The 24,645-nt window shown below is 62.3% G+C and carries 22 protein-coding genes and 1 pseudogene; 8 read left to right on the forward strand and 15 right to left on the reverse strand.

All coding sequences use genetic code 11. The features are described from left to right. Nucleotides 1-83 precede the first annotated feature (83 nt). The 6 genes from ACHMW7_RS23570 to ACHMW7_RS23595 all read right to left on the reverse strand — a co-directional run bounded on the left by ACHMW7_RS23570 (nucleotide 84) and on the right by ACHMW7_RS23595 (nucleotide 6,246). Nucleotides 84-1,715, reverse strand: a complete 1,632-nt coding sequence (locus ACHMW7_RS23570; RefSeq protein ID WP_395447861.1) for a molecular chaperone GroEL — start codon at nucleotides 1,713-1,715, stop codon at nucleotides 84-86. Between the two features lie 65 nt (nucleotides 1,716-1,780). Next, a complete protein-coding gene (locus ACHMW7_RS23575) occupies nucleotides 1,781-2,590 on the reverse strand; it encodes an iron-sulfur cluster assembly protein (RefSeq protein ID WP_395447862.1) in 810 nt (269 codons plus the stop codon). A 5-nt stretch (nucleotides 2,591-2,595) separates the two neighbouring features. Beyond that, on the reverse strand, nucleotides 2,596-3,618 hold the full coding sequence (locus ACHMW7_RS23580; RefSeq protein WP_395447863.1) for an amidohydrolase family protein: 1,023 nt from the start codon (nucleotides 3,616-3,618) through the stop codon (nucleotides 2,596-2,598). Between the two features lie 73 nt (nucleotides 3,619-3,691). Beyond that, nucleotides 3,692-4,060 (reverse strand): MmoB/DmpM family protein, encoded by a 369-nt coding sequence (locus ACHMW7_RS23585; protein WP_055978152.1) that lies wholly within the window; start codon nucleotides 4,058-4,060, stop codon nucleotides 3,692-3,694. A gap of 16 nt (nucleotides 4,061-4,076) precedes the next feature. Then, complete coding sequence (locus tag ACHMW7_RS23590) at nucleotides 4,077-5,135, reverse strand: aromatic/alkene monooxygenase hydroxylase subunit beta (protein WP_395447864.1); 1,059 nt, start codon at nucleotides 5,133-5,135, stop codon at nucleotides 4,077-4,079. 52 nt (nucleotides 5,136-5,187) lie between these two features. Next, nucleotides 5,188-6,246: an NADH:ubiquinone reductase (Na(+)-transporting) subunit F gene (locus tag ACHMW7_RS23595; RefSeq protein WP_395447865.1), complete on the reverse strand. Its 1,059-nt coding sequence runs from the start codon at nucleotides 6,244-6,246 to the stop codon at nucleotides 5,188-5,190. A 114-nt stretch (nucleotides 6,247-6,360) separates the two neighbouring features. On the opposite strand from ACHMW7_RS23595, the gene ACHMW7_RS23600 reads away from it, so the two are divergent. Continuing rightward, nucleotides 6,361-6,495: a hypothetical protein gene (locus ACHMW7_RS23600; RefSeq protein WP_395447866.1), complete on the forward strand. Its 135-nt coding sequence runs from the start codon at nucleotides 6,361-6,363 to the stop codon at nucleotides 6,493-6,495. Here the strand turns inward: ACHMW7_RS23600 and ACHMW7_RS23605 are convergent. Then, nucleotides 6,488-8,155 carry an aromatic/alkene/methane monooxygenase hydroxylase/oxygenase subunit alpha gene (locus tag ACHMW7_RS23605; RefSeq protein WP_395447867.1) on the reverse strand — a complete coding sequence of 556 codons (1,668 nt, stop codon included), beginning with the start codon at nucleotides 8,153-8,155 and terminating at the stop codon, nucleotides 6,488-6,490. The two genes, ACHMW7_RS23600 and ACHMW7_RS23605, sit on opposite strands and share 8 nt — an antisense overlap. A 559-nt stretch (nucleotides 8,156-8,714) precedes the next feature. On the opposite strand from ACHMW7_RS23605, the gene ACHMW7_RS23610 reads away from it, so the two are divergent. After that, complete coding sequence (locus tag ACHMW7_RS23610; RefSeq protein ID WP_395447868.1) at nucleotides 8,715-9,179, forward strand: hypothetical protein; 465 nt, start codon at nucleotides 8,715-8,717, stop codon at nucleotides 9,177-9,179. An 8-nt stretch (nucleotides 9,180-9,187) separates the two neighbouring features. Here the strand turns inward: ACHMW7_RS23610 and ACHMW7_RS23615 are convergent, their stop codons facing one another. After that, complete coding sequence (locus tag ACHMW7_RS23615) at nucleotides 9,188-9,451, reverse strand: hypothetical protein (RefSeq protein WP_395447869.1); 264 nt, start codon at nucleotides 9,449-9,451, stop codon at nucleotides 9,188-9,190. Between the two features lie 68 nt (nucleotides 9,452-9,519). On the opposite strand from ACHMW7_RS23615, the gene ACHMW7_RS23620 reads away from it, so the two are divergent. From ACHMW7_RS23620 to ACHMW7_RS23630, 3 genes are read left to right on the forward strand one after another with little or no spacing between them, the layout of a single operon-like run. After that, complete coding sequence (locus ACHMW7_RS23620) at nucleotides 9,520-9,834, forward strand: hypothetical protein (protein WP_395447870.1); 315 nt, start codon at nucleotides 9,520-9,522, stop codon at nucleotides 9,832-9,834. A gap of 12 nt (nucleotides 9,835-9,846) precedes the next feature. Next, nucleotides 9,847-10,974, forward strand: coding sequence for a hypothetical protein (locus tag ACHMW7_RS23625; RefSeq protein ID WP_395447871.1), 1,128 nt, complete (start codon nucleotides 9,847-9,849; stop codon nucleotides 10,972-10,974). A gap of 20 nt (nucleotides 10,975-10,994) precedes the next feature. Then, nucleotides 10,995-11,183 carry a hypothetical protein gene (locus ACHMW7_RS23630; RefSeq protein ID WP_395447872.1) on the forward strand — a complete coding sequence of 63 codons (189 nt, stop codon included), beginning with the start codon at nucleotides 10,995-10,997 and terminating at the stop codon, nucleotides 11,181-11,183. 143 nt (nucleotides 11,184-11,326) lie between these two features. Here the strand turns inward: ACHMW7_RS23630 and ACHMW7_RS23635 are convergent, their stop codons facing one another. Together ACHMW7_RS23635 and ACHMW7_RS23640 are read right to left on the reverse strand one after the other, a co-directional pair. After that, nucleotides 11,327-11,575 carry a ribbon-helix-helix domain-containing protein gene (locus ACHMW7_RS23635; protein ID WP_395447873.1) on the reverse strand — a complete coding sequence of 83 codons (249 nt, stop codon included), beginning with the start codon at nucleotides 11,573-11,575 and terminating at the stop codon, nucleotides 11,327-11,329. A gap of 217 nt (nucleotides 11,576-11,792) precedes the next feature. After that, nucleotides 11,793-12,845: an NAD(P)-dependent alcohol dehydrogenase gene (locus tag ACHMW7_RS23640; RefSeq protein WP_395447874.1), complete on the reverse strand. Its 1,053-nt coding sequence runs from the start codon at nucleotides 12,843-12,845 to the stop codon at nucleotides 11,793-11,795. 229 nt (nucleotides 12,846-13,074) lie between these two features. Between ACHMW7_RS23640 and ACHMW7_RS23645 the strand changes: the two genes are divergently transcribed. Continuing rightward, nucleotides 13,075-14,931, forward strand: a complete 1,857-nt coding sequence (locus ACHMW7_RS23645) for a sigma-54-dependent Fis family transcriptional regulator (RefSeq protein ID WP_395447875.1) — start codon at nucleotides 13,075-13,077, stop codon at nucleotides 14,929-14,931. Between the two features lie 309 nt (nucleotides 14,932-15,240). After that, nucleotides 15,241-15,507 carry a DUF982 domain-containing protein gene (locus ACHMW7_RS23650; RefSeq protein ID WP_395451421.1) on the forward strand — a complete coding sequence of 89 codons (267 nt, stop codon included), beginning with the start codon at nucleotides 15,241-15,243 and terminating at the stop codon, nucleotides 15,505-15,507. Nucleotides 15,508-15,776: 269 nt separating this feature from the next. Here ACHMW7_RS23650 and ACHMW7_RS23655 read toward each other — a convergent pair. From ACHMW7_RS23655 to ACHMW7_RS23665, 3 genes and pseudogenes are all read right to left on the reverse strand, one after another. Continuing rightward, a pseudogene (locus ACHMW7_RS23655) lies at nucleotides 15,777-17,061 on the reverse strand (cystathionine gamma-synthase family protein). Nucleotides 17,062-17,524: 463 nt separating this feature from the next. Beyond that, entirely contained in the window at nucleotides 17,525-18,667 is a 1,143-nt protein-coding gene (locus ACHMW7_RS23660) for an efflux RND transporter periplasmic adaptor subunit (protein ID WP_395447876.1), read from the reverse strand. Between the two features lie 14 nt (nucleotides 18,668-18,681). After that, nucleotides 18,682-21,822, reverse strand: coding sequence for an efflux RND transporter permease subunit (locus ACHMW7_RS23665; protein WP_395447877.1), 3,141 nt, complete (start codon nucleotides 21,820-21,822; stop codon nucleotides 18,682-18,684). Nucleotides 21,823-22,037: 215 nt separating this feature from the next. Between ACHMW7_RS23665 and ACHMW7_RS23670 the strand changes: the two genes are divergently transcribed. After that, nucleotides 22,038-22,610 carry a TetR/AcrR family transcriptional regulator gene (locus tag ACHMW7_RS23670; RefSeq protein ID WP_395447878.1) on the forward strand — a complete coding sequence of 191 codons (573 nt, stop codon included), beginning with the start codon at nucleotides 22,038-22,040 and terminating at the stop codon, nucleotides 22,608-22,610. Between the two features lie 305 nt (nucleotides 22,611-22,915). Here ACHMW7_RS23670 and ACHMW7_RS23675 read toward each other — a convergent pair whose 3' ends face one another. Then, the gene (locus ACHMW7_RS23675; RefSeq protein WP_395447879.1) at nucleotides 22,916-23,674 is read right to left on the reverse strand and encodes a hypothetical protein; all 759 of its coding nucleotides are present in this window, start codon (nucleotides 23,672-23,674) and stop codon (nucleotides 22,916-22,918) included. After that, a complete protein-coding gene (locus ACHMW7_RS23680; RefSeq protein WP_395447880.1) occupies nucleotides 23,671-24,579 on the reverse strand; it encodes a glycosyltransferase family 2 protein in 909 nt (302 codons plus the stop codon). Before ACHMW7_RS23680 ends, ACHMW7_RS23675 begins: the two co-directional genes overlap by 4 nt. Between the last annotated feature and the right edge of the window lie 66 nt (nucleotides 24,580-24,645).

The following is a 24,645-nucleotide window of genomic DNA, read 5'->3' on the forward strand; positions in this document are numbered from 1 at the left end:
GGTTGATTTGCCGGATCGGCCGTCTTTTTCTGTTGGGCCGACCGATCACGAGGACCTCGTGATCGTTTGCCTTCGATAAGCGCCTACGCGCGGCCGAGATTTTCGGCGCCGCCGCCCAGCGCCGGGCCGGCTGTCGGGTCTTCGTTCTCGGCTATGTCGCCGACGAGCGTTTCCGTCGTCAGGATAAGCACGGCGACCGACGCGGCATTCTTGAGCGCCGTGTAGGTGACCCGGACCGGATCGATGATCCCTGCTTCGTACATGTTCTGGAATTTGCCGAGGGCGGCGTTGTAACCGTATCCGCCATTGACCCGCGACACCTCCGCCACGACAGCTTCCGGGTCGCCGCCGGCATTGGCGACGATGCGCCAAAGTGGTCGCGTCAGGATCGACTTGACCAGGCGCACGCCCTCGGCGACATCGCCTTCCACCGCAGCGAGCACCTCGTCGAGCACCGGCGCGATCTGCGCGAGTGCAGAGCCGCCACCTGCAACGACGCCCTCTTCGGAGGCCGCTCTGACGGCGTGCAGGGAATCCTCGATCAGCTGGATGGTTCGCTTCTGCTCGACCGGGGTTACGCCGCCGGCATAGAGCACGGCCGTGCCGCCGGAGAGTTTTGCCAGACGTTCGCGCAGCTTGTCCTGTTCGATATTAGGCGGAGCCGCCTCGTATTGGCGCTGCACCTGGGCGCGCCGTGCCGCGATCGCTGCAATGTCGCCGCCGCCGCGGATGACCGAAGTATAACTTGCACTGGTCTTGACACGCTCGGCCGTGCCGAGGTCTTCCGCGGTGATGTCTTCGAGGCGTCCTCCAAGGTCACGCGCCATCACTTTGCCACCGGTGAGGATGGCGAGATCCTCCAGCATCGCCTTGCGCCAGTGACCGTATTCCGGCGGGTGGACCACGAGATACTTGCCCGGCCCGTTCTTGCCGAGCAGCGTGATCACCACCTCCGGTGACACTTCTTCCGCCACGATCAGCAACGGGCGGCCATCCTCGTCGGCAATGCGACGAACCGCATCCAGCGCCGCCGGATCCTTGATCTTGAGATCGGTCATCAGGATGTATGGCCGGTCGAGCACCGCCTCCATCCTCTCCTGGTCGGTGACCATGTGGTGGGAAAGATAGCCGCGCTCGAAGGACATGCCTTCGACCACTTCGAGAGTAGTCTCCGTCGTCACGCTGAAGTCGGTGGTAATGACGCCTTCGGCGCCCACGCGCTCGTAGGCCTCGGCCACCAGTGCGCCGAGTTTGGGGTCGGTGGCGGCGATATTGGCGACCGCCGCCAGATTGCCGTTGGCCTTGGCCGGCTTGGCCGAAGCCTTCAACGCTTCGACGACCCTCGTCACGGCAAGGTCGATGCCCTTGCACAGGTCGACGGACTTCGCGCCGCGCTCATTGGCCTCGACGCCCTTTTGGATCAGCGCATTGGCAAGCACGATCGCGGTTGTGGTGCCATCGCCAGCGACTTCGTTGGTCTGCATCGAAACTTCGCGCACCACCTGTGCGCCCATATTCTCGAAACGATCGTGGAGTTCGATCTCCGAAGCGATGCTGACGCCGTCACGGGTGACCATCGGCGTGCCGATCGGCCTGTCGATCATCGCATTCATGCCTTTCGGTCCGAGCGTCGGCTCGACAGCGGCCGCGAGTTGGAACACGCCGCGTGCAAGCGCACGTCGGGCATGGGAATTATGGATCATAATTTTAGGCATGACTCCTCCTTCCGCCTTACGGGCGGTTTGTTGATTAGGGGCCTCGTGCGAGGGAGGCCGTTGTCTCAGGTCAGCGTCGGTTGGGTTGTCCGTGCCTTGTCCGGAATCCGATCCAGGATGAAATCGACAAGGGTGGGTTCACCGTCGACGACATCCGTTTCCTTGTATCGCGTGTGCTTGAGCCCCCGGCACAAGGCGCCGTTGAACTCCATGTTGATGCGAACCCCGCGCAGTTCCGCGAGATAGGCGCTCAATGCCGAGGTCGGGATGCCAGCCCCTTCACAGGTCACGAAGACCGGATCCTCAGGCCGCCGCTCGGGAAAACGCTCGAGCAGCGCTGCGCGGTATCGCGGCTTTTGCCTCGCCGCCTCACCCGGCTCGAACCGGACGACATCGAGTGCTGCCAGGTCCATGCCGAGGATTTCCCGATCTGTCAGGCCGTGCTGCCGCAGGCCGCACAGCACCGCTTCCTGGCGCCGCTTGAAGGCCTTCATCCTGAAGGTCTCGCGCAGGCTTTCGAGATCCTGGTCGCCAGAAAGCTCGCCGAAGATCTGGCCAAACGTCTTGCCGGCCTCGATGCCACGATTGACCTCGTCGGCGAACATGTGGTCGTGCAGCCAGACGCGATAGGCCGGCGACCACGAGAGCCCGTCGAGCGCCTTACGGATGCCGTCGAGCATGAGATAGGCGAAGTTGGGTGAGCACCAGTAGGTCGGCAGGCGGAAGTCGACCTCCACGCTGCCGTCGCCCTTGACCTCGGCCCGCTCGACGAACCCCATCTCGGTGACGGGTTCGTCGAGTTCAGGATCGTTCACCTGTGCGAGAAGCCGCCGGAGTTCCTCCTCGCGGCTGATCGAAACGCCGGCGGTTGCCATGGCCCCTACTCCGCTGCGATGCTGAACGGAGAACGAGCGAAGGCCGCCTTCTTGGCCTCGATGTCGATGTCGTAGAGCCGGGCCGCGTTCAGGCCAAGGATCTTCTCCTTGATCTCAGGCGTGAGGTCGACGCCCCGTTCCTTCTTGATGTCTTCCGGCAGTTCGAAGGCCCAGAACTTCTCGACCAGCCAGCGCGGCGTCCAGATCGCGTAGTCGGAGCCGAACAGAATCTTCTCCGGGCCGGCCCAGAACAGCAGTTCGGAAATGACCTCGGCGAAATAGCGCGGGCGCGAGTGGATGAAGGGCAACGCCACGGCGAGGCCGCCATAGACATTGGTCTCCTGCACGGCGATCCAGCAGAAATCATCGAGGCGCGGCAGGCCGCAATGTTCGACGATCCAGTTCAGGTTCTGGAAATCGGTCGCCGCGTAGTCGACGTCATGGACGTCGAACGCATCCTTGTTGAGCGGGATGATTGTCGGCCCCTTGTGGACATGGATGTTCTTGATGCCAAGCTTCTCGCAGAGCTCGAAGCATTTGTAGGCCTCGGGGTCGTTGAGCCGCCATCCCTTGGAGGCGCCGTTCCACTCGGCTGTGTACATCTTCACGCCCTTGATGTCGTAGGTCTCCTTCATGAAGTGGATGTATTCGAGCGCCTTTTCGCCATCGCGCGGATCGAAGGAGCCGTTGACGATGAAGCGCTCAGGATAGCGCTTGGCCATTTCCGAATTGCGCTCGACGGTGTTGAAGCCATTCTTGTAGAAGTCCTTGAGGTAGGTCGACTGCACGATGGCGACGTCATCCGGACCGTCGATGAACAGGTCGCGGTAGAGGTCATCGGCGCTGTACTTCTCGAACTTGCTCTTCTCCCACAGCTGTTCCTTCGGGCTGAGCGCCGTGTGATATGCGTAGAAGCACTCGACGAACTGCTTGCCGTGGATGTTGCGCTGATTTTCCGGGCTGCCATCCCAGAAGTGGGTGTGGCCGTCGACGACGAAGATTTCCTTGCCTTCAGGTGTGATGAACATTGCTGCCTCCGCAAAAGTCGCGTTGATCGGGCCGGCGCGCCAGTGCCTGGCGCGCCGGATCTGCCGCGTTTCCTCAGATGTATTCGAAGACCTCGTCCATATCGCCGAACAGGATGACCTCGTTGTCGTCGATGCGAACCATCCGGCCGTAGTGGGTGGAGGTGTTGACCTCGAAGATTTCGGCCGTCATCTCGCGGCCGAGATATTCGCCGATTTCGTCCATCTTGAAGATCAGCTTGCCGTTGCCGTCGATGCGGATCATCGCCGGCTGGTAGGTGACTGTGACCCCGGGCTTCTTGCCCATGAACTCGGCAATCGCCCGCGCTTCGACGGAGTCGTTCATCGTAACCCCGCACTGATGCGAGATCGTCTGCTCGAAGGTGATGTCCTTCATCGACTTGAAGATGTTGGACTGTGAGGCGTCGCGTGCTGCAGTTGACATGGCAATTGCTCCTTGTTCAGCGCTTGAGGCCGAGTTCGCCGAGGATCTGGCCAATCCGTTCCTCGGACTGGGCACGAACGTCCGCGAAGGAAATCGGCTTGGAATGCGGCATCGACCAGATCGGCTGAAGGCCGATGGCTGCCTTGTCGGCGAGCGCGCTGTGCTTCTTGACCCAGCCCTGGAAGAGCTTCTTGTTGGCCGCGCCGTGCTTTTCGTCGTTGGCCAAGAGGTAGATGAGGTCGATCGTGTTCGCGAGATTGCGCTCGTAGTCGGCTTCCGCCGCCGAAATCACCGGCGGCGTGATGAAGTCGTGGTTGGCGGCAGCCGCTTGCATGAGGAAGCCGGAACGAAAGAGTTCGCCGACCAACGGCTCGAAGATGATGTTGATGGCGAAGTACTGCTCGAGATAGTCGGTCGCTCCCATAATGGTTTCGATCGCCTCACGCGTTCCCTGCCAGATGCCGTCCTCGAGCCAGTGCTTCTTGCCGAGCTCATCATCCCAACCGGCGATGTCCATGCCGATCTCGGCAAGGTAGAGCGTGATGTCTTGGGCGAGGCGCAGCTTGTAGGACGAGTTGGTCAGCGTCGCGTTGTTGATCATCTGGGTGTAGCCGTAGCGCTGTGCCTGCATCAGCGACGTGCCGAGGCCGAACTCGGCATGCTTCCAGGCACCCAGATGCGCCTGCAGGATCTTGACCCAGACCTTGTCGAAGGTTTTCGGTGCGCCAGCCCTGCGAGCGTTGGTGATGACGCTCTGGACCATCGTCTCTATCTTGGACTGGCGCTGGTAATGCGTGCGCTCCCATTCCTGGTCGGGCGCACGGAAGGCATGCCAGTTGGAACTCTGTGCAGCCGTGTTGTCCTTGATGTAGGCGCCCTTGCCATTGGAGAAGGAGATGATCCAGTCCTGGATCAGGTAGCGCTCAGGATCGGGCTGAACGTCGACGGTGACGTCCTCGTAGTGGGTGGCGCGCTGGCCTTTGGGGTCGAAGTACCGGTACTTCCGGCTGTCGGAGTCGGCGAAGATCGCCGCCCCGGCGGCCCCCGATCCCACTGAACTCGAAGTTGCTGGCATGGTCTCACTCCCTTGTTGCAGTTGCTCTGGTATTGTCCGGTTCCGGTCCGGCTCAGTGAGCCGATGTGCCGCCGGACGATGTGGTGAACTTGTCGAAGAAAATGCGCTCCAGTTCGAAGCCGTTCATGAACAGGACCGGCTGCAGCGCATCGATCATCGGCGGCGGGCCGCAGGCATAGACATCGCCCTGTCCGTCGACCGCGAGTTGCTTGAGCTTGGCGTCAACGCTCTCGTGCACGAAGCCACGCTCGCCATCCCACGCCTCACCGTTGACGTGCGAGAGAACCGGGATGAAATTGACATCTGCATGCTGGCCGACGAGTTCGGCGATCCTGTCGAGATAGAACAGGTCGTCGGGTGTACGGGCGCCGTAGAAGAAGTAGACCGGTCGCCTTTCGCCGCTCTTGAGGTGATCATTGAGGATCGACCAGACCGGCGACATGCCGGAGCCGGCGCCAACCAGGACTAGAGGTCCTTCGCGCTCTTCCCGCCGAAAGCAGGTTCCATAGGGTCCGACGACGGTGACCTCGGCTCCGACCTTGATGCCTCCGGAGTCGAGCTCTCCGGAGAACTTTCCTTCGGGGTATTTCTTGATGATGAAGGAAAGTTTTTGGGTTTGGTCCGGCGTATTTGCCATGGAGAACGAGCGCGTAATCGTCTCCCCTTTTTCCGTGGTGACCGTGATGTCGACATATTGCCCCGCCCAGAACTTTATCGGGGAGCCGAGCTCGATCTCGATGCCGCGAATGTCATGGGTCAGCCGCTCGATATGAGAGATCCGACCCGCGAATGTTTTCACGGCAATCGATTTCGCCAGAACCTCCTCGTCATAGTTGAGAAGTTCGACTTCCATGTCGGAGTAGGCGATCGCCCGGCACAGCAGGATGTGGCCGGTGTCCTTCTCCATGTCGTTCAGCGCGAAGGTCGAGTATTTGAGCATGTCGACTTCGCCGTCGAGCAGCACGCATTTGCAGGCTGAGCACTGTCCTTCCTTGCAGCCATGCGGCAGCGCAATGCCTTGGCGAAACGCCGCGTTCAGCACCGTCTCCCCGTTCTCGACCTCGAACTCGACGCCGACGGGCTCCAGGCGCACTGTGTGAGCGTCACTCATTAAACTAACCTCCCGATAGCGAGTATCTTCACTGGTGCTCTTGGTTTCTGACCGAGCGAGCCCTTGTAGCCGGCCGTCACCTTTCTCCAGTCGTCGGCGGGCGGATGGGCCCCTGTGACGGTGAAGACGGTTGCGGCGATTGCAGCCCAGGCCGCGATGGCGATGGGCAGGGCGAAGCGGGCGCGTGTCATGTCGACCACCAAGCGGTGGGCGGGCCGGCGGTGGCCGGCCCGCCTGACCGTCAATTGAACGGCGAGATGGTGAAGCCAGCGCGATACTCGGCGAGGTGCTTTTCGCGATCGGCCGGCGACATTGCGCGGAGCGCGTTCAACGGCGATCCGAGGGTGTGGCCGCGCACGTCATCGAGCGTCCACATCTCCTTCGGGTCGAAGCGCAGATGCGGCTGCGGGACAAGCGTCTTGCCATCGGAACGGACGAAGTTCAGGTCCTTGATCGCATCGGCCAGATCCCAGCCATCATAGAGCGTCTCCCACTCGCGCTTGCCGCTGAAGCGGCCCATCGCCGGCGTCGGCCGGCCCTGGTACTCGTCGGCGAAGGCCTCGACGGCCGTCCAGCGGTCGAGTTCATGGGCGAAGGTGTGCAGCTTACCGTCGATCTCATCGACCACCATGTCCTCGCGGATGAGGCAAGGCACGAGGCAGCTCCAGCAGCGGTGCGGATAGACGTAGCCGACGTCTTCGTTGAAGGTGATGATCTTTTCGCCGCGATGGCTGAGCTTGTCGTACCACTTCCAGAAGTCGCCGAACTGCGCGTACCAGCCCGGATACTTCTGTTCGAACCACTCGAAGTCCTTGTCGGTCTGGGCTTCGATGCGCCAGAAATTCACCGGCCAGCCGACCGCGAAGAACTGCGCGACCTTGTGGACGTAGAGCTTCTTGGTGATGCGGTTCCACGCTTCGTGGACGTCATCGTGATGGATCTTGATGCCGTACTTCTCCAGCGGCAGCATGTAGGTGCGGTAGTAGTCTTCGAAGATCCAGCGGTGCCACATCTCCGCATAGGACTCCTTGTCCTTGTCGCGGTTGGTGGTGCCGTATTCGATGAAGGTGCCGATCGCGGCGTCGACAATGGCGTGGTTCTGCCAGAAGGCGTAACGCAGGTCGCGCTCGAGCAGGAGATGGTTCTCCGGCTCCTTCAGCGCAGCCATCAGCAGCGAGTGACCATTGCCGATATGCCGGCTCTCGTCGGACTGAACCGACAGGAACACTGTCGGTAGCGCATAGTCGCCGTTGCGGGCGGCTTCCGAGGGCATTGCGACAAAGAGCGTGTTGGTGAAGGCGGTCTCGGCGACCACCGTCAGGTACATACAGGCCGAAGTCATCGTGTCGCCGGTGATGAAACCTTCACCGAACTGACGGCCAATCGTCGTGGCGTAGCACTTGCCGAAGGCTTCTTCCGTAATGTCGAAGCCGGCCGGATCGATGTAGTTCTCCATGTACCATTTCTTCAGATTCATCTGGATGGTCGAGTGACGGAACTCATCGACCATCTGCATGGTGAAGCCGGTACGCAGGTCTTCGCCGGGGGCCAGGCGCGCCACCATTGCCATGGAGCGGGCGGCCGAGATTTCCGGGAAGGGGATGATGGCGAGGAAAAGCTTCATCCACTCGACCCAACGCGGCTCGACGTTTCGGAACATGTCGCCGCGCAGTGCTGCGTCGAGCGCGCCGTAAACGCGATTGTCTTTTTCTTCCTGCATCGGGAAATAAGACCGCAGCACCTGCTTCATCGGATCGCGCGGTGCCTTGGCAATCTTGTAGTCCGTCGGAAACGTCATCGCTTCCTGGACGTAAGTCGGGTTCCAACCAAGGTCGGATATCTTCTTTGTCGCCTCGCCCACGGAGATGCCGCGTTGCGAGGTAATCTTGTTGAGCGTCAAAGACGTCATAGCAATAAGCCTCCACCAGGTTTGAGCCGCAGGTCACCTGACCCGGGCATGAAGCGGCGCTCTGCACCGCCAGCGAGATTTCGAGCGGCATGACAAAGGGATGCGCATTCAGGCGCGACCCGGGTCCGGCCGTTCAAGTGGATCGTGGCAAAGGTGCCGGAAGAGCCGTTCGGCAACCCGCTGACGCCGCCCGCATCATGGGCGTACTATCGCTCGGGACTGACCGAAACCTGCCTCCTCCATTCCTTCGTTCTTGTGGCACCGCGTCGATGCGGCGGGCTTCTTATGCGAAAGTACTATGCAAGGGGTGTGCCAACTCGGCGAAACGCCCGATGGGCCGCCTAAACGCGGCCCAGTGACTGCAGGCAAAGGATTGAGGCAACGAAAGTGTAACGTTATTTTACATACGTAATTTACATGTGTAACGAACGTTTATATTTCGCATTTGCAGTATCATTTGTTCGCAAACGCACAACAACCATCAATAGACATCAACCGTTATTTGGAATATCTAGACCGGATCGCGAGCAATGGCTCGCTGCTTCATCTGGAAATGACCATGACGGACAAGGATGGACTGCCGGAGCCGCTAGGCCACGATCAGGACGTGGCAACTGATCTGGTCCGCCTGATGCCGCGCGACCTGATCTTCACCATGCGGTTCCTCGGCGAAAGCCAGCATCGGCTGCAACGCCATTTCCAGGATTTCATCGAAAACGAATTGGGTTCAGCCGGCATGACCCCGCAGACCCATCCGATGATCCATTCGTTCATCGAACGCCATGCCATCATGCTGCGCGACTTCGTCTTTTCAGGTGTCTCGCTGTCGCGTCAGTTCCATGTCGATGAGATCGAGCGGCTCATCGGCGACACCACCTCGTTGCTTCGCGTCGACATCTGGGATGATCTCAAGAGCCACATCGAGGCGGCGGAAAAGCAGGTCAGGTCACAGGTTCCAGGTCTGCCAAATCTGCTGTCCAGATGGGAAAGCCCGACGTCCAACACTCCGGAAGACGGGCAATGACAAGCCTTTCAGTGCCGGACGCCGCCGCCTTGCCACGCGCCCGGCATCGACACGGGGCTTTCGCGCAGCGGCTTGTGGGCATCGGCCATCAGGCTGGCCAGCATATCCGGATCGAGGGCGGCGAGTGTGGCTTGCGCCTCCACCGTAGCGTCCCCGCCACCCTCTCCCGCCGCCCGTTCAATCGCAGCGAGGCAAGGATGTTCGCGTCCCAGTCTTGGTTCGGCAGCCGCGCGCAGAGCCTCGAAGAATGGCTTGCCGATCGTATCGAACATTCCGCCGCCTCACCTTCCACCGATCCGGGCCCGTCCTCGCATTCAGTTCGTAACGATAGGGGATTGCAATGAACGATCAAGTTCCCTCCGCGACCGAACTGCTCCAGCAGCGCCTGATGCTGGTCGGCGAGATTTCGACACTCAACGCGCAGGCGCTGAAGCTTCTCCAGTCGCTTGCCGGCACCGAGATGGAAATGCTGCGCATCGAGCTTGAAATCGGCAAAACGGGTGCCTCCGCCCAACTGGTGCGGGAATTGCATAAGGCAGGGAAGAACGCCGAGGCGATCCGGGCCACGCAGACCGAATGCGACGATCGGATTTCCGATGCCGAACGGGAGGTCGCCGAACTGGACCACCTGCTCGCGACGGCGCAACAGACCTGACGGGAGGAAGACATGAACCAGCAGACCATTCGCAACTTGACCCTGTTCGAGCTCCTGGCGCGCAGCTGGAAGCGCCCATCTCCTATCGCCGATGTCCGCTTCAGCGCCGACGGGACGGTCGTTGCGTTTTCCGGCACCGATGGCAGCGTGGCCATCGCGCCAACCACTGATACCGAGCCGCCTGAGGAGCGGATCAGGGTCAGTGCCGATCTCGGCCAAACGACGATCAGGCCGCGAAAGAACCCGCCCGCGCCAATCATCGCCGCCACCATTCGCAACGATGGCGATGCCCCTCTTGCAGCATATCGAGGGTCGGGATTTGTCTGCGGTGGCGGAACCGGCGACGTCCTGTGCCTGAGCCACTCGGGCGAGGTTGAGAGCACGTTGTTTAGGACAGAGAATGGCCCGATCATAGCGGTCGACCATTCCGAGCAGACCGGCATCACGGTCGCGACCGACGGCGACCATCTCTATCTTTCGCGCGGATCGGGCGACATTGCGCGCTATGGACGCGGCCCCGGTTCGCACATAGAGGCGCTCGCCATATCCCCGGACGGGAACCAGGTCGCCGCATCGTACGCCGACGGCCTGTCAATCTGGAGGCTCGAAAGCGGGGCGGCAGCACTGCAGGAAATCAGCCTGCCCTCGCGCCCGCATTCATTGCGATGGAAGGCTGATGGCACGACGCTTGCCTGCAGCCTTGAAAGCGGCGGCTTCGGCTTCGTCGACCTATCCGGCGGACACGTCGAGGTGATCCCCGACTTCCCTGCGACGGTGCGAACCCTGTCCTGGAGCGGCCCGGCAAACGCGCTGGTCGCCTCGGGTGCGTTCCGCATCGCGGCATGGTCTTCGGGAGCGCCGCGGACCGGCGACGGCCGCGCAGCGCTGGCGACCGGCCGCCCTGGCCTCGTGCTGGTCGAGGCCGTGGCTGCCCACCCGAAAACCGGGCTCGTGGCAGCCGGCTACGCCAATGGACAGATCGTGATTGCCCAGATCGGCGGGCGCGACGAAATGCTGGTCCGGCCCGCAGGCAGCCCGGTCACGGCAATGGCCTGGTCTGCGGACGGCAGCCACCTCGCTCTTGGTGACGCCAGCGGCACCGCCGCGCTCGTCACCTTCCCTCATCAGATGTTCAAGTAACACGCAACCAGGAGGAAACAATGCAAACCCAACTCACCACTGATGAACAGAGCAAGGACGAGTTCTTCCAGCAGCTCGCAAAACTATCCGAGGACATGGTGGCGAAGCATGGCAAGGATTTCAGCATGGGCGCGCTGGTGCTGGCGGCACGCTGGATCGCCGAAAACCGGATCGGCGAAAATCGGGCCGGCGAGGCCAAGTCGAACTAGAGCATCATCCCGAGCCGCAGGTCCGCGTCGCGAACAACGGCAACCGGTTTTCAGATGAGATCATGTTCCGGGAAGAAGTACAGAGCCTCGTTCCGATTCAATCGGAACGAAGCTCTGGGGCACCAGGCGGACTGGCGAACAGGTCATGCCCGAGCCTGCCGCCCGTCTGCACTCCCTGCCTGTTCCCTCTGATGGAGCAGGCAGACCGTCCGCAACATCGATGCGAGGTTCGATACGCCCTCATGGATTTCGACAGCTTCATCGTGCAGCGCAGAGATGAGCTTCGAGGTCGACAACCCCTCGCCTCGGGCGATCTCGTCGAGCACGTTCCAGAAGGCCGATTCAAGCCGGATGCTGGTCGAATGGCCGGCAATCCGGAGCGAGCGGCTCACCTGCTGGAATCGCTGCGGCGCCTGGGTTGCCAGGACTCTGCAGCATATTGGTCTCTCCCACCTGTGTCTTCCTCCCGTTGCAACACAGTCGTTGGGCGCGAGCGCTGTTGCCGGCTCGCCGGCGCGCCGTCGCCCGAGCGCTCCGCCGCCGGCCCTACATCCGGCAGCGGAACTGTCGATCTCTCGGCCAGGCCTGGAGCCGCGCCGGCAAACAACCTTACGGGATCAGCACGGCGCGGCCGTGGATCTTGCCGTTGTTGAGGTCGTGCAGCGCGCGGTTGGCATCGGCGAGCCGATACTCGACAGTCGTCAGTTCGACGAGGCCGCGGTCTGCAAGCGCCATCAATTCGACCAGCTCGGCCCAGGTGCCGACCAGGTTGCCGATGATGTTCTTCTCGGTAATCACCATGTCCACCGTGGGCACGCGGATGTCCTCGCCATAGCCAACAACATAATAGCTACCCATCGACCGCGTCATGGCGAGACCCTTGGTGGTGGTGCCGCGCTCGCCGACGAAGTCGATGACGGCCTCGGCACCTTGCCCCTCGGTCAAGGACAGGACAGCCTCGACCTGGTTGCCATCGGCAAGGACCAGCTTGTCGGCGCCGATCTTGGCAGCCAGAGCCAGCGAAGCTTCGGACTTGTCGACGACGATCACATCTGCCGCACACATCGCCTTCAGGCACTGGATGCCGATATGACCGAGGCCGCCGGCGCCGATGACGACACAGGCCTCGCCTGGCAGAAGATGGCGTGTCGCCTTCTTGACCGCACGGTAGGCCGTCAGGCCGGCGTCGGCATAAGGAGCGACTTCCTTGGGCGACAGCGTCTTCGGCAGCGGCACGATGTTGCGTTCGGAGGTGCACAGATACTCAGCATAACCGCCGTTGCAGTCGAGCCCGGGGAACTTGCCCGGCCCGTGCATGTCGAAGCCGCGCCGGCATGCCAGGCAGGTGCCGCCCGAAATCTTGGGATGAACGATCACCGGATCACCAACCTTGATGCCTTCCACTTCCTTGCCCACCGCCTCGACCCAGCCGGCATTCTCGTGGCCCATGATCAGCGGCAACAACTGGCTGCCGTTGGGATCCATATGCGGACGCCAGACGCCCTCGATGATGTGCAGGTCGGTTCGGCACACGCCGGCGCCGCCGATACGGACGATCACGTCGGTCGACTTGTTGATCTTCGGGTCGGGAACATCCTGAAGCGACACCCACTGGTCGGCCTTCAGGCTGTCGTCGTAGTTGGTCAGAACCTGCGCTTTCATCTTTCTCTCCCTTGCAGCCGGAAACCTTGGTCCGGCCGTCGCCAAGATGCGACGCAAGTCATGTGCCAACTGCACATCGGCAATAGAATCAATACGTTGTGCGAAAGGCACCGTTTCGCATCCGTCCATCGAATGAACGGTCGAACCGACAAACTGTTCAGTTTCTGGCTACCGCAAACCCGCAGTTCCGGCCGGGCCTTCTGGCCGGCAAAATCATCTGGGAAGAACCATGCAACACCTGTCCGGAATTGACCGCGCCCGCGCAGCGCTCGAACGAGGCGACCGCTTTCCCGCCGGCGCGCTGTCCCCGGCCGTTGCCGAAAGCTGGCTGCGCTGCCGCGACCTCGGCCTCGATCCACGCGCCACGCCGCAAGGCGGAGTGATCGCCTTTGTCGACGTCAATCGCCGGCGCGAGGCGAGTGCTGCCCTGCGGCGCCTGGCGCTCGCCGAAATGCAGCTCCTGCACTCCCAGATTGCCGGCTCGAATTTCATGATCGCGCTGGGAGACGCCGACGGCGTGGTACTCGACACGATCAGCGACCAGCGCTTTGCCGACAGCGCAGCCGGACGTTCGATCATCCCCGGAAGCGTCTGGAACGAAAGCGATCGCGGCACCAATGCGCTTGGCCTCGCCGCGTTGAGGCGCGAGCCGGTCGCCATCTATGGGCGCGAGCATTATTTTTCCTGTCACGGGCATCTGAGCTGCATGGCAGCGCCGATTCTCGATTCCGGCGGCCGCACTCTCGGATTGCTCGACGCGTCCTGCTCCGAAGAGGCACGCCAGCAGCACACGCATGCGCTGGTCAGGATGGCCGCCTCGCAGATCGAGAATGGCTTGATCTTCCAGGAGCGTGCGGAAAGCTTCATCTTCGCCTTCCATCCGCGAGTGGAGTATCTCGACACGTTGTCGGCAGGCCTTCTGGCCGTATCCAAGGACGGCGAGGTCTTGTCGCTCAACCGCCCCGCCACCAGCCTCCTTGCCGGGCTGTCGACAGCACTCGGCGTGCATTTCGACGCCTTGTTCGAAGCGGGTTTCGGCGCGGCGATGGACGGGCTTCTGAATGGCGGCGTCATTCGGATACGCGACCGCGCCGGCAGCTGCGTGTTCATGGTGTGCCGACAGATCGGCCAGCGCGGCACCATCGAAACGCCGTGCCGCAGCAGCACAGTGACAGCGTTGCTTGCCTCGCCAGGCGCGCCGAACTTCGTATGCGAGGATCACGAACTCAAGCGAGCAACGGCCGAGCTTGCAGAGGCCGTGGCGCTGCGCATGCCCGTCCACGTGACCGGTGAAACCGGCACCGGCAAGGAGTTGATGGCGCGGCATGTCCACGCCCTCAGCGGCCGCAAGGGTGAGTTCGTGGCACTGAACTGCGGTGCCGTGCCCGAGGCTCTTTTCATCGCGGAGATTTTCGGCCACGAGCGCGGCGCCTTCACCAATGCGCGTGCGGAGGGCGCACTGGGTCTTGCCCGCACGGCCGACCGCGGCACGCTGTTCCTGGATGAGGTCGCCGACATCCCGCCTTCTGCGCAGACGGCCCTGCTGCGATTCCTCGACAGCATGGAGCTACGCGCGGTCGGCGGCCAGAAGACGCACAAGGTCGACGTGCAGATCGTCTCGGCGACCAACCGCAACCTTGAGGAGATGGTCGCATCACGCGCTTTTCGCGCCGATCTGCTTTATCGTCTCAACGCCTATACCGTCCGCATGCCGCCGCTGCGATCTCGGTCGGATTTCGCCTTGGTCGTCCAGCATCTCATGCAGAAGATCGCGCCGGGTACTGCCATCACCGATGCCGCGATCGCGCGGCTGTCGCGGCGCAGCTGGCCGGGCAATATCCGCGAGCTGCATTCGGTCCTGCAGCGCGCGCTGGTGCGGCGGCATCTCGAATTCGTCGACGAGGAATCCTTCGCTGACCAGGAGAAGGCGGCCGAAGACTGTTGTGAAGATTGCCGCGACCATCCGCTGAGCCGGCACAAATGCCGCGAGATCAGAAGCGCGTTTCGCGCTGTGGGTGACAATGTTTCGAGGACTGCGCGGATGCTTGGCCTCTCCCGCACCACTGTCTACAAGCACGTCCGCTGACCTTTGGTAGCCGGCTACTACCCGTAGGGACAATGGCTCGCGCGGCCTAAGCTCGGAAGCCCCTGGATCGCTATGCGCCATCAAGGCTACGACAATGGAGTCCGACGACCATCGTCGAAGACGAGGAGCCGCGGTGCCTCGAGGCCGGCATACTCGTCGATCCACTTATTGAACGCCGAGCGGCCGCCCGCCACTTTTTTGCCTGATTGACGCTACGGAATGTCATCAACGCTTGCCCGCAAATAAGCAGGCGACAAAGGGAGAAAGTAATGAGAGCTCAGGCCTTCGACCGCTCCATATTCGTACGTGATGCAAGCAACTCGAATTCGTGAGATTGAGTGCATTGGCGATGCTCTGGCCTTCCTGGCCTCGTGGCCGGAAAGCAGGCGCGGACCGATCTATCAGTCCGCCTATCGTGCATGTCAGGCCGTGCGCGAGAACCGACTTCACCTCGACGGTGCTCGGAATGCCCTGCACTGCTTTGCGCGTTCGGCAGGCATCCTGGAACAGGCGCCCGTGTCAATCGAGCCATGGATGATCATGTCTCGAAACGGACGCGGCGGCATTCTTGCCTGAGGAACCCTGAAGCCAGTCGTCAACGATATTTGCAAAGAGGCTGTCGGCAATTCCTGTCGGCGGCGCAACCGCGTGGCAGTTCCGATCCGTGGGCACTAGGGAGCAGAAACGCTGCGGCACGCAGTACAAATCCGCGGAATTTCAATCTCTCCCAGCATGGTTTGCTTTCGGTTGGCAGGCGTTGACAGTTTCCAATTTCGCCCGGGAGGCCATCCCGTGGCAGGGACAAAACGCCGAGCGGTGATCGATGCCACGCGTTGAAAACACCGTCAGACGACAGCTAACGCCTGCGTAAGGTCGGCGACCAGGTCGTCGGGGTGCTCGACGCCGATCGACAGCCTTATTGTCGATTTCAAGAACGCCGATCCGTTCCCGGACGTCTTTGGGCACACCCGAATGGGTCATCGCGGCCGGGTGGCTCGCCAGTGATTCCGTGCCGCCGAGGCTCACGGCAAGCTTGAATATCTGCAAGGCATTGAGAAAGGCGAACGCTGCGGCCTGCCCACCGACAATGTCGAACGAGAACGTCGACCCGGCGCCTGTGCATTGTGTCTTGAAGACATTGGCAGCGGGGGTGCCTTCGCCGAGGAACGGCAGATAGGCCACCCTTGCGACCTTCGGATGCTCTGCCAGGAATTCGGCGGCGATGCGGGCGTTGGCGTTGGCCTTCTCCATACGAATGCTCAGCGTTTCCAGCGAGCGGCCGAGCATCCAGCAAGAGTGGGGATCGAGTTGCGTGCCAATCGCTCCCCTGAGTGCCTTGATCGGTTTGGTGACGGCCTTGCTGCCGAGGGCCGCCCCGGCGATCAGGTCTGAATGGCCGCCAACATATTTGGTCAGGGAATAGACCGAAATGTCGACACCGTGGTCGAGCGGGCGCTGGAACACCGGTCCGAGCAACGTGTTGTCGCACACGATGACTGGGCGATGGCCCTGTTTGGCGGCGATCTCATCGGCGATGCGTGCGACAGCCAAGAAATCGACCAGCGTGTTGGTCGGATTCGACGGCGTTTCGATAAAGATCACCGAGACGCGGCCTTGCTGGCAGCCTTCATCCGCCGCCGCGCGAATGGCGGCTTCATCAACACCGTCGGCGAAGCCAACAGCATGAATGCCGAAATTGGCCAAGGTTTTAGCAAACAGCGTTTCGGTGCCGCCATAAAGGGGCTGTGAATGCACGATGGCATCACCCGGACGCGCGAAGGCCAGCAAGGTGGTCGCGATCGCTGACATGCCGGACGAGAACAAGATGCAGGCCTCAGCACCTTCGTAAATGGCCAGGCGATCCTCGACGATTTCGCTGTTGGGATGATTGAAGCGCGAGTAGACGAGTCCGGCTCCGGTTCCGCTCGGCGGCTCCTTGCGGCCGGAGACGAAATCGAAGAAATCGCGCCCCTCTTCGGCTGATCTGAACACGAAGGTCGAGGTGAGGAACACCGGCGGCTTTACCGCTCCTTCCGACAGTTGCGGATCAAAGCCGTAACTCAGCATCAACGTTTCGGGATGCAGCCGATGGTTCCCGATGTGTGTCTTGGAAGGTCGTGGGGCGGTCATGGCGGTCCTCGAGCTTGAAGCCTCAGCCGCATTTTATATCAGTGCCGCAGCACTTTTGATGCCGGCACCGATCAACTCCTTGGCAATCGCCATGTCGACCATATGGACGAAGCTGACGAAGAGGTCCGCGCACTGGCCCGTCTGCATGACATGCTCGACATAGAGGCTCTGGGGCCACCTTGCATATCCGGCACAGGCGGGTCCAGCGCTAACGCCGACGGGCGTTCAGTGACGGTTCTCGACGTCGAGTTCGATCATGTCACCATTCTCGACGAGTGCCAGCCGGCCGCGGCCACAGGCGTCGCAAGCAGCACGACCGTGCCGAAAGCGGTACCGGACATGCGTGCATCGGGGACGCGGACCATGTGGCGCACGCCCTTCTCCAGCAGAAATGGGGCGCGAAGCCGTCCGTCCCTGCGGTTGCCGCATCTCCTGCGCTCGTCAGGCAAAAAATGCAGGATGATCAGCCGCCGCCGGCATCGAGCGGTTGAACTGCTGCCCCCGGGAATATCTTCTGGAGGTTGCCGGAAATGATCTTGTCGCCTTCCTTGATGCCGGTGGTCAGCGTCACGAGATCGCCGTCGGTGGGGCCCAGGGCGACGACGCGCTGTTCGACGAGGTTGTCCTTGCCGACGACATAGACATATTTGCCGAACTGGCTGGAGCCGAGGGCCGTCTGCGGCACCATCAGCGCGTTCGGCAATTCCCTGATGTGCAGGCGGATGCGGACATATTGGCCGGGCAGCAGCGACAGGTCGAGGTTGTCGATCGTCGCGCGGGCGGCAATGGTGCCGGTGTTGCGCTCCACGGCATTGTCGATGAAGGTCAGCTTGCCTTCACGCGGCTTGCTGTCGCTGCCGGGGATGATGACCTCGGTTTCGACAGTGCCATTGGCAAAGGCCTGCTGGATCTCGGCCAGTTCGGTCTCGCCAGGGTTGAAGGTGATGTAGATCGGCGAGAGCTGGACGAGATTGTTGAGCGGCGTGCCGGCTGAGCTGGTGACCAGCGTGCCTTCCGGCGCCTGGTTGCGTCCGAGGCGGCCGGCGAAGGGGGCACGGATCTCGGTGTTCTTCAGATTGATCTCGGCGGTCCGCAAGGCCGAACGTGATATGGCAAGTGCTGCTTCAGCCTGTCGCACCGCGCTCCGGCGTTGGTCGAAGCCGTCCTTGGCGAGATAGCCGTTGTCGGCGAGCTTGTTGCCGCGGGTGAGGCTCGACTTGAGGTATTCGAGCGATGCCTGGTCGCGCTCGATCTGCGCCTTGGCCTGATCAAGTGCTGCCTGATAGTCCGAGGCCTCGATGCGGTAGAGCAGGTCGCCCGCCTTGACGTCGGTGCCATCAGATACCGGCTGTGCCTGCAGATAGCCTGACGCCTTGGCGCGCAGCGTGACATTGCGGATGGCTTCGGTGCGCGCGGCATATTCGAGATAGATGGGAATTGTCTTCTTCACCACGCCGACCACCGGCACCGGCATGGCCTGGGGCGCCGGTGCCGATGGGGCGGCGCCGGCAGTCGTGCTGCCGACGTTCCAGCCAGCGAGGAGGTAGCCGCCCGCCACAGCCAAAGCGAGAAGGCTGCCGTTCAGACCGAGTTTGAAAATGCGCATCTGGATACTCCTGATTATTCGGCCGGCTCGACCGCCTGGGTGGGCAACGAGCGGCGCGCGAAACGTTCACGCCAGGTTTCGAGGACGACGTAGAAGATCGGAACGAAAGCGAGGGTCAGCACGGTTGCGATCAACATGCCGCCGAAGACGGTGGTGCCGATCGACTGCCGGCTTGCCGCGCCGGCGCCTGACGCCAGCATCAGCGGCACGACACCGAGGATGAAGGCGAAGGCCGTCATCAGGATCGGGCGCAGCCTGAGGCGCGCGGCTTCGACGGCCGCAGCGACGATTTCTACGCCTTCCTCGCGCCTGCGCTTGGCAAACTCGACGATCAGGATCGCATTCTTGGCGGCGAGGCCGATCAGCATGACGAAACCGATCTGCGAGTAGACGTCGACCTGCAGGCCGCGCACCCAGATCGCCAGCAATGCGCCGAGCAAGGCAAGCGGCACGGCGAGCAGCACGACGAAGGGCATCGACCAGCTTTCATACTGCATGGCCAGAACCAGGAAGCAGAAGACGATCGCGAGACCAAAGACGAGGTTGGCGATCGAGCCGGCCCGGATCTCCTGATAGGTGATGCCGGTCCATTCGAAGGAGAAGTCCCTGGGCAGGGCGGTTGCCGCGACACGCTCCATGGCAGCGACCGCCTGGCTCGAACTGTAGCCTTCGGCTGCCGCACCATTGACGAGTGCCGAGGGATAATTGTTGTAGTGGGTGACCGTTTCCGGTCCCGAAACCGCCTTCAGCGCGCCCAGCGTGCTGAGCGGTACCATGTCGCCTGTATTGCTGCGGACATAGAGCCGTGAAATGTCGGTGGCCTCAGCGCGCGCCTGCTGTTCGGCCTGAAGGGTGACGCGGAAGGTGCGGCCGAACAGGTTGAAGTCGTTGACATAGAGCGAGCCGAGATAGATCTGCAGCGTCGAGAAGATGTCGGGCAGGTTGAGGCCGAGCAGCTTCGCCTTGTTGCGATCGAGGTCGTAGGAATATTGCGGGGTCGAGGTGCTGAAGGTCGTGAACAGGGTGAACGGGTTCAATTCCGGCTGCTTGCGGGCCTCGGCAAGCAGGGCCTGCGTCGCCTCGTCGAGTGCCGTGGCACCGCGGCCGGTCAGGTCCTCGACCTGAAACTCGAAGCCGCCGGTCGCACCCAGACCCTGGATGGAGGGCGGGTCGAAGGCGAGAACCAGCGCTTCCGGAATCTGGATCAGCTTGCCCTGGGCGATGTTCTTGAGCTCGGTCGCACTTTCGCCGGCGCCGCGCTCGTCCCACGGCTTGAGCACGGCGAACTGGACGCCGGCATTCGACTGGTTGGCGAAGGTGAGGAAGGAGAAGCCGACGACGGAGCCGACGGATTCGACGCCGGGCAGCTCGCGGAGAATCGCCTCCGACTTCTTGGCCACCGCTGCCGTGCGTTCCACCGACGCACCGTCAGGCAATTGTAGGACGACGAAGAAGTAGCCCTGATCTTCGACCGGCAGGAAGGTGGAGGGAATGCGCTGGGACAAGGCGTAGGTTGCGTATAAGGCGAGCCCGAACAGGCCGATGAACGCCCAGCGCCAGCGGACGAAGCTGCGAATGCTGCCGGCATAGGCGTTCGACAGCCAGTGGAAACCGGCATTGAACCAGCGGAACAGGATGAATTTCGGCGCGCCGCGATGGCGCAGGAACACCGCACTCAAGGCCGGGCTGAGCGTCAGCGAGTTGAAGGCCGAGATGGCGAAGGAGATCGCAACCGTCAGCGCGAACTGGTTGTAGAGCTGGCCGGCGACACCAGGTATGAAAGCGACGGGGACGAAGACGGCGAGCAACACGCCCGTCGTCGCGATGATCGGGCCGGTGACCTCCTTCATCGCGATTTTTGTCGCTTCCAGAGGCGGATGGCCGTCTTCGAGCTGGCGTTCGACGTTCTCGACGACAACGATCGCGTCGTCGACGACCAGGCCGATCGCCAGCACCATGCCGAGCAGCGACAGCATGTTGAGCGAGAAGCCGAGCAGATACATCACCGTCAAGGTGGCGATCAGCGACACCGGAATCGCGATGATCGGGATGATGGTGGCGCGCCAGCTCTGAAGGAAAATGAAGACGACAAAGACGACGAGCAGCAGCGCCTCGACGAGCGTCTTGACCACGTCGTCCATGGCAGCGGAAACGAAGCGCGTCGTATCGTAGAACATGTTGTAGGACATGCCGGAGGGGAAGCGCTGCGACAGCTCGTCCATCTTGGCCTTGACACTGCTCTGCAGGTCGAGCGCGTTGGAGCCCGGGGCCTGAAGCACCGCGAGCACGACGCTGTCCTCGCCGTCGAGGCTGAAGGACGAGGAGTAGGACAGCGCGCCGAGTTCGATACGCGCCACGTCGCGCAAATGGATTGCGGCCTGCGTTTCCGGATCGACGCGAAGGATGATCTCGCCGAACTGCTTGGGGTCGCTCAGGCGGCCGACGGCACTGACCTGCATCTCGAACGGCGTTCCTGATGGCGCCGGCGACTGGCCGATCTTGCCGGCCGCGACCTGGATGTTCTGCTCCTGGATGACGTTCTGGACATCGACGGCGGTGACGCCGAGGCTCGCCATCTTGTCGGGGTCGAGCCAGACGCGCATGGAATAGCGGCGCTCGCCGAAGAACTGGACGTCGCCGACGCCGGGCAGACGCTTGATCGGGTCGAGGATCTGCAGATAGGCGTAGTTCGACAGCGTGGTGAAGTCGACCGACTTGTCAGGCGAACTGAGATTGACCAGCACGTTGAAGTTCGGGTTCTGCTTGATGACGGTAACGCCGGCCTGGTTGACCAGGGCGGGCAAAGAGGGGGCTGCCTGCGAGACGCGGTTCTGGACGTCCATGGCGGCGATGTCGACGTCATAACCGACCTGGAACGAGATGATGATGCGCGCCGACCCGTCGTTCGAGCTCGTCGAGGACATGTAGAGCATCCCGGGCACGCCGTTCAGCTGTTGCTCCAGCGGGGTCGTCACCGTATCGGCCACGACCTGCGCGCTGGCGCCGGGATAGTTGGCGGCGACCACGATCTGGGGCGGGGTGATGTCGGGAAACTGCGCGACGGGCAGAAGGAAGTAGGAGATGGCACCTGCCAGCACCATGATGATGGCGATCGCCGAAGCGAAGATCGGCCGCAGGATGAAGAAGTTGACCATGATGGCTCTCTCCGAGGCGGCTCGTGATGGTCGATGGCTGCCTTGGGGACGGCAACGAAAAACCGTTGCAGCACACGGAACCGTGCGCTGCTCCTGAACAACCCGATATTGACTTCAGAATGTGGATGTTACTATCTAGTAACAGGATAAATGTTACGGTTCGGTAACATTGTCAAGAGCGTTCCAGCGACAAGATTGGAAGCGAGGAAACGTTGATGACAGCTGCTGTCAGATGTCCACCACGGGAACGGATCATCGACGCTGCGCGCGACCTTTTCAGAAAGCATGGCATCAAGGGCATTGGTGTCGATGCCATCGCCGAGGCCGCAAGCAGCAACAAGATGACGCTCTACCGCCACTTCGGCTCGAAGGACGACCTGGTGTTTGTCTGCCTGCAGGAGGCAGCAAGCGAAGCTGATGCCTTCTGGGAGGGCATCAAGGCCGCCAATCCCGGTGATCCCAGGGCGCAACTGAGCGACTGGGTCCGCCGCGCCGGTGAATTCGTCACCGTCGAACATTGCAATTGCGAGCTTCTCGATGCCGCAGCCCAACTGGTCGAGATCGACCATCCCGCGCGGCAGTTCGTCGAGGACCTTCGCAGCCTTTACCGGGAGCGATTGATCGAGCTCTGCAGTGCCGCCGGCGCCGCCGACGCCGAACTGCTGGTCGATGCGTTGACACTTCTGGTCGAAGGCGCGCGGACGAACTGGCGCAGCGCCGGGCCAGGCGGCGCCGCGACGCGCTTCGTGAAGGTTGCGGATATGATCGTCGGCGATTTTTTGATCTAGCATGGCGGTATCCCGGCGCCGACGGCCGGCCGCCTGGAACCTCGCATCAGATGTCTGCTCCTGATGTGACGGTCCGAGAGGCGCGGTCATTTTCGGGTCTCAGCCGTCACCTCCGCTCTTGCGCGGCCGCCGATGGCGTGAATCCGGAGCCGCGGCCAGACTCTCTGCCTAGCCCGCCTGCTGGTCGCCCTCAAACGTCATTTTGGTCATTTGGCAGGAGCTGCTCGCTGAATACCGATGTGGTTGTTTCGGCGGCATCTGGCCGCCGCAGGCCTGAATGGCAGAGTGATCTCAACCGGACAAGCCTAGCCCTGCTGTCCTTCCGCGCCCGCCTTGTCGCTGAGGTCGAACATCCACAGACCGCCATCGTCGATGTGAGGCGGATGATAAGGACGGTCGGCCGGGATGGGCTCGAGTTGCACGCCGGTTTCGTCGGCCAGGTAATCATAGCCGATGGCCTGGTCGCGGCTGTCAGGATCGAGAAAGCTGTAGAGATCACGCCGCGCGCTGCGCCGCGCCGGGTCGATCATCTTCAGATGATAGAGATTGAGCCCGCTCTGCAACTCCCTGAAGCCGGCGTTCTTGGGGTACCACAAATCATGCAGGCCGGTGTCGGTCCGTTCGGCCGGGTCGAAGGCCCGGAACAGGCAATGGCGGATCTTGGTCCCCCAGATCCCGTCGACGCGGTAGCTCAGCGGTGCATAAAGCTCGCGGAAATTGAAACCCCAGGCGATGCGCCCCTTCTTCCTGGTCAGGTCCGACATCTCGGCTGCCACGGCGGTTTCAAAGCGTTCGTCGGGATCGACGGCCAGGATCCAGTCGGCGCCGGCCTGCCGCGCCGCCTCGAGCAGGCATCGCCGGCGCCCGACCTCGCTGCTGAACACGCCGGTCGAGGCACGGTCGTCGAAGGCCACCCAGCCGTCGACGAAGGGATCGATATTGGCGAGCAGGTCGGGGACCAGATGGGCGTCGAAGCGGTAGCTGAAGACGGCGATCACCCTTTGCTTGCGCCGCAACAGCGTCTTCCAGCGCGGCAGTTTCGGCTTGATTTCGCAGGAGATCATCGAGGGGCGGCCTGTCGCGCGGTGATGGCTGAGATGGCTGGATGTGGCCTGTCGGCAGACCATTGCGACACCAGCACGCCGCCGGCCTTGGCGGCCAAGGTGAGCCAGAAGATCGGCATCGACAGCCTGACATAGGTCAGGTCGCTGCCACTGAGGCCGGCGCGCGCAAGGGTTCGTGCCGGCCGCCACTGGCGCAACACGTCGCGGGCAATCCTTGGATGAGACTTGCCGAGGATCCGGCGCATGTCGCGGCCATAGCGGATGCCGCGCCGGAACTGGTCGACCATCAGCCGCATGAGCCGCGTTTCGTTGAGGTGGATGGTCTGGACGCTCGGCTCCCAGACGGGCTGCAGCTCAGGCGGCAGCCGTTTCAGGAACTCGGTGTCCTCGCTTGCCGGAACGGATTCGTCAAACCGGCCGAAGGCGTCGAACAGCGCGCGGTCGAACGAGGCGCCGAAGCGGATCGCCATGGTTTCAGGCAGGCCGGGCAGGCGCCGCATGAACATGCCGATATAGGCGGCACAGGCGACCAGGTTGCGCGGGTGGCTGTTGGCGATGGCGCTCGCCACCGCGCGCGCGCCGGAGCGGTGGCGGACCAGGCGCTGTTCCACCCAGCCGGGACAGGCGCGACAATCACTGGCAAGGAAGGCAATGAAGGGGGCCTTGGTGTTGTCGATGCCGCGATTGCGCGCCGCCCCGACATAAAGCCGTTCGGGATACTCGATGCAGGGGACGGTGATGCCTGCGCGCCTCAGCACGGCGTCGACATTGCCGCCGCCGGAATTCACCACGACGATCTCCGTCGGCAGGTCCTGGTCGAGCAACGAGCGCACGGCGCCGACGACGTCTTCCGACGCCTTGTAGCAAAGCACAATTGTTGCAAGTTCGATCTGTTCAGCAAGCACGCGCAATAAGCTCCGGGGGACAGCCTGGATAGGCCGCCCTTTTAGCCAAAACAGCGCAATCTGCAA

This window comes from Aminobacter sp. UC22_36 (assembly GCF_044056035.1).
In the GTDB taxonomy this organism is placed as follows: Bacteria; Pseudomonadota; Alphaproteobacteria; order Rhizobiales; family Rhizobiaceae; genus Aminobacter.

Excerpts from the sequence above, each read along its gene's own strand:
- ACHMW7_RS23580 (WP_395447863.1), bottom strand. The coding sequence starts at position 3,618 with ATGTTCATCACACCTGAAGGCAAGGAAATCTTCGTCGTCGACGGCCAC.
- ACHMW7_RS23605 (WP_395447867.1), bottom strand. The coding sequence starts at position 8,155 with ATGACGTCTTTGACGCTCAACAAGATTACCTCGCAACGCGGCATCTCC.
- ACHMW7_RS23585 (WP_055978152.1), bottom strand. The coding sequence starts at position 4,060 with ATGTCAACTGCAGCACGCGACGCCTCACAGTCCAACATCTTCAAGTCG.
- ACHMW7_RS23625 (WP_395447871.1), top strand. The coding sequence starts at position 9,847 with ATGAACCAGCAGACCATTCGCAACTTGACCCTGTTCGAGCTCCTGGCG.
- ACHMW7_RS23595 (WP_395447865.1), bottom strand. The coding sequence starts at position 6,246 with ATGAGTGACGCTCACACAGTGCGCCTGGAGCCCGTCGGCGTCGAGTTC.
- ACHMW7_RS23660 (WP_395447876.1), bottom strand. The coding sequence starts at position 18,667 with ATGCGCATTTTCAAACTCGGTCTGAACGGCAGCCTTCTCGCTTTGGCT.
- ACHMW7_RS23630 (WP_395447872.1), top strand. The coding sequence starts at position 10,995 with ATGCAAACCCAACTCACCACTGATGAACAGAGCAAGGACGAGTTCTTC.
- ACHMW7_RS23650 (WP_395451421.1), top strand. The coding sequence starts at position 15,241 with ATGCAAGCAACTCGAATTCGTGAGATTGAGTGCATTGGCGATGCTCTG.
- ACHMW7_RS23615 (WP_395447869.1), bottom strand. The coding sequence starts at position 9,451 with ATGTTCGATACGATCGGCAAGCCATTCTTCGAGGCTCTGCGCGCGGCT.
- ACHMW7_RS23675 (WP_395447879.1), bottom strand. The coding sequence starts at position 23,674 with ATGATCTCCTGCGAAATCAAGCCGAAACTGCCGCGCTGGAAGACGCTG.
- ACHMW7_RS23610 (WP_395447868.1), top strand. The coding sequence starts at position 8,715 with ATGACGGACAAGGATGGACTGCCGGAGCCGCTAGGCCACGATCAGGAC.
- ACHMW7_RS23620 (WP_395447870.1), top strand. The coding sequence starts at position 9,520 with ATGAACGATCAAGTTCCCTCCGCGACCGAACTGCTCCAGCAGCGCCTG.
- ACHMW7_RS23665 (WP_395447877.1), bottom strand. The coding sequence starts at position 21,822 with ATGGTCAACTTCTTCATCCTGCGGCCGATCTTCGCTTCGGCGATCGCC.
- ACHMW7_RS23670 (WP_395447878.1), top strand. The coding sequence starts at position 22,038 with ATGACAGCTGCTGTCAGATGTCCACCACGGGAACGGATCATCGACGCT.
- ACHMW7_RS23640 (WP_395447874.1), bottom strand. The coding sequence starts at position 12,845 with ATGAAAGCGCAGGTTCTGACCAACTACGACGACAGCCTGAAGGCCGAC.
- ACHMW7_RS23645 (WP_395447875.1), top strand. The coding sequence starts at position 13,075 with ATGCAACACCTGTCCGGAATTGACCGCGCCCGCGCAGCGCTCGAACGA.
- ACHMW7_RS23590 (WP_395447864.1), bottom strand. The coding sequence starts at position 5,135 with ATGCCAGCAACTTCGAGTTCAGTGGGATCGGGGGCCGCCGGGGCGGCG.
- ACHMW7_RS23570 (WP_395447861.1), bottom strand. The coding sequence starts at position 1,715 with ATGCCTAAAATTATGATCCATAATTCCCATGCCCGACGTGCGCTTGCA.
- ACHMW7_RS23575 (WP_395447862.1), bottom strand. The coding sequence starts at position 2,590 with ATGGCAACCGCCGGCGTTTCGATCAGCCGCGAGGAGGAACTCCGGCGG.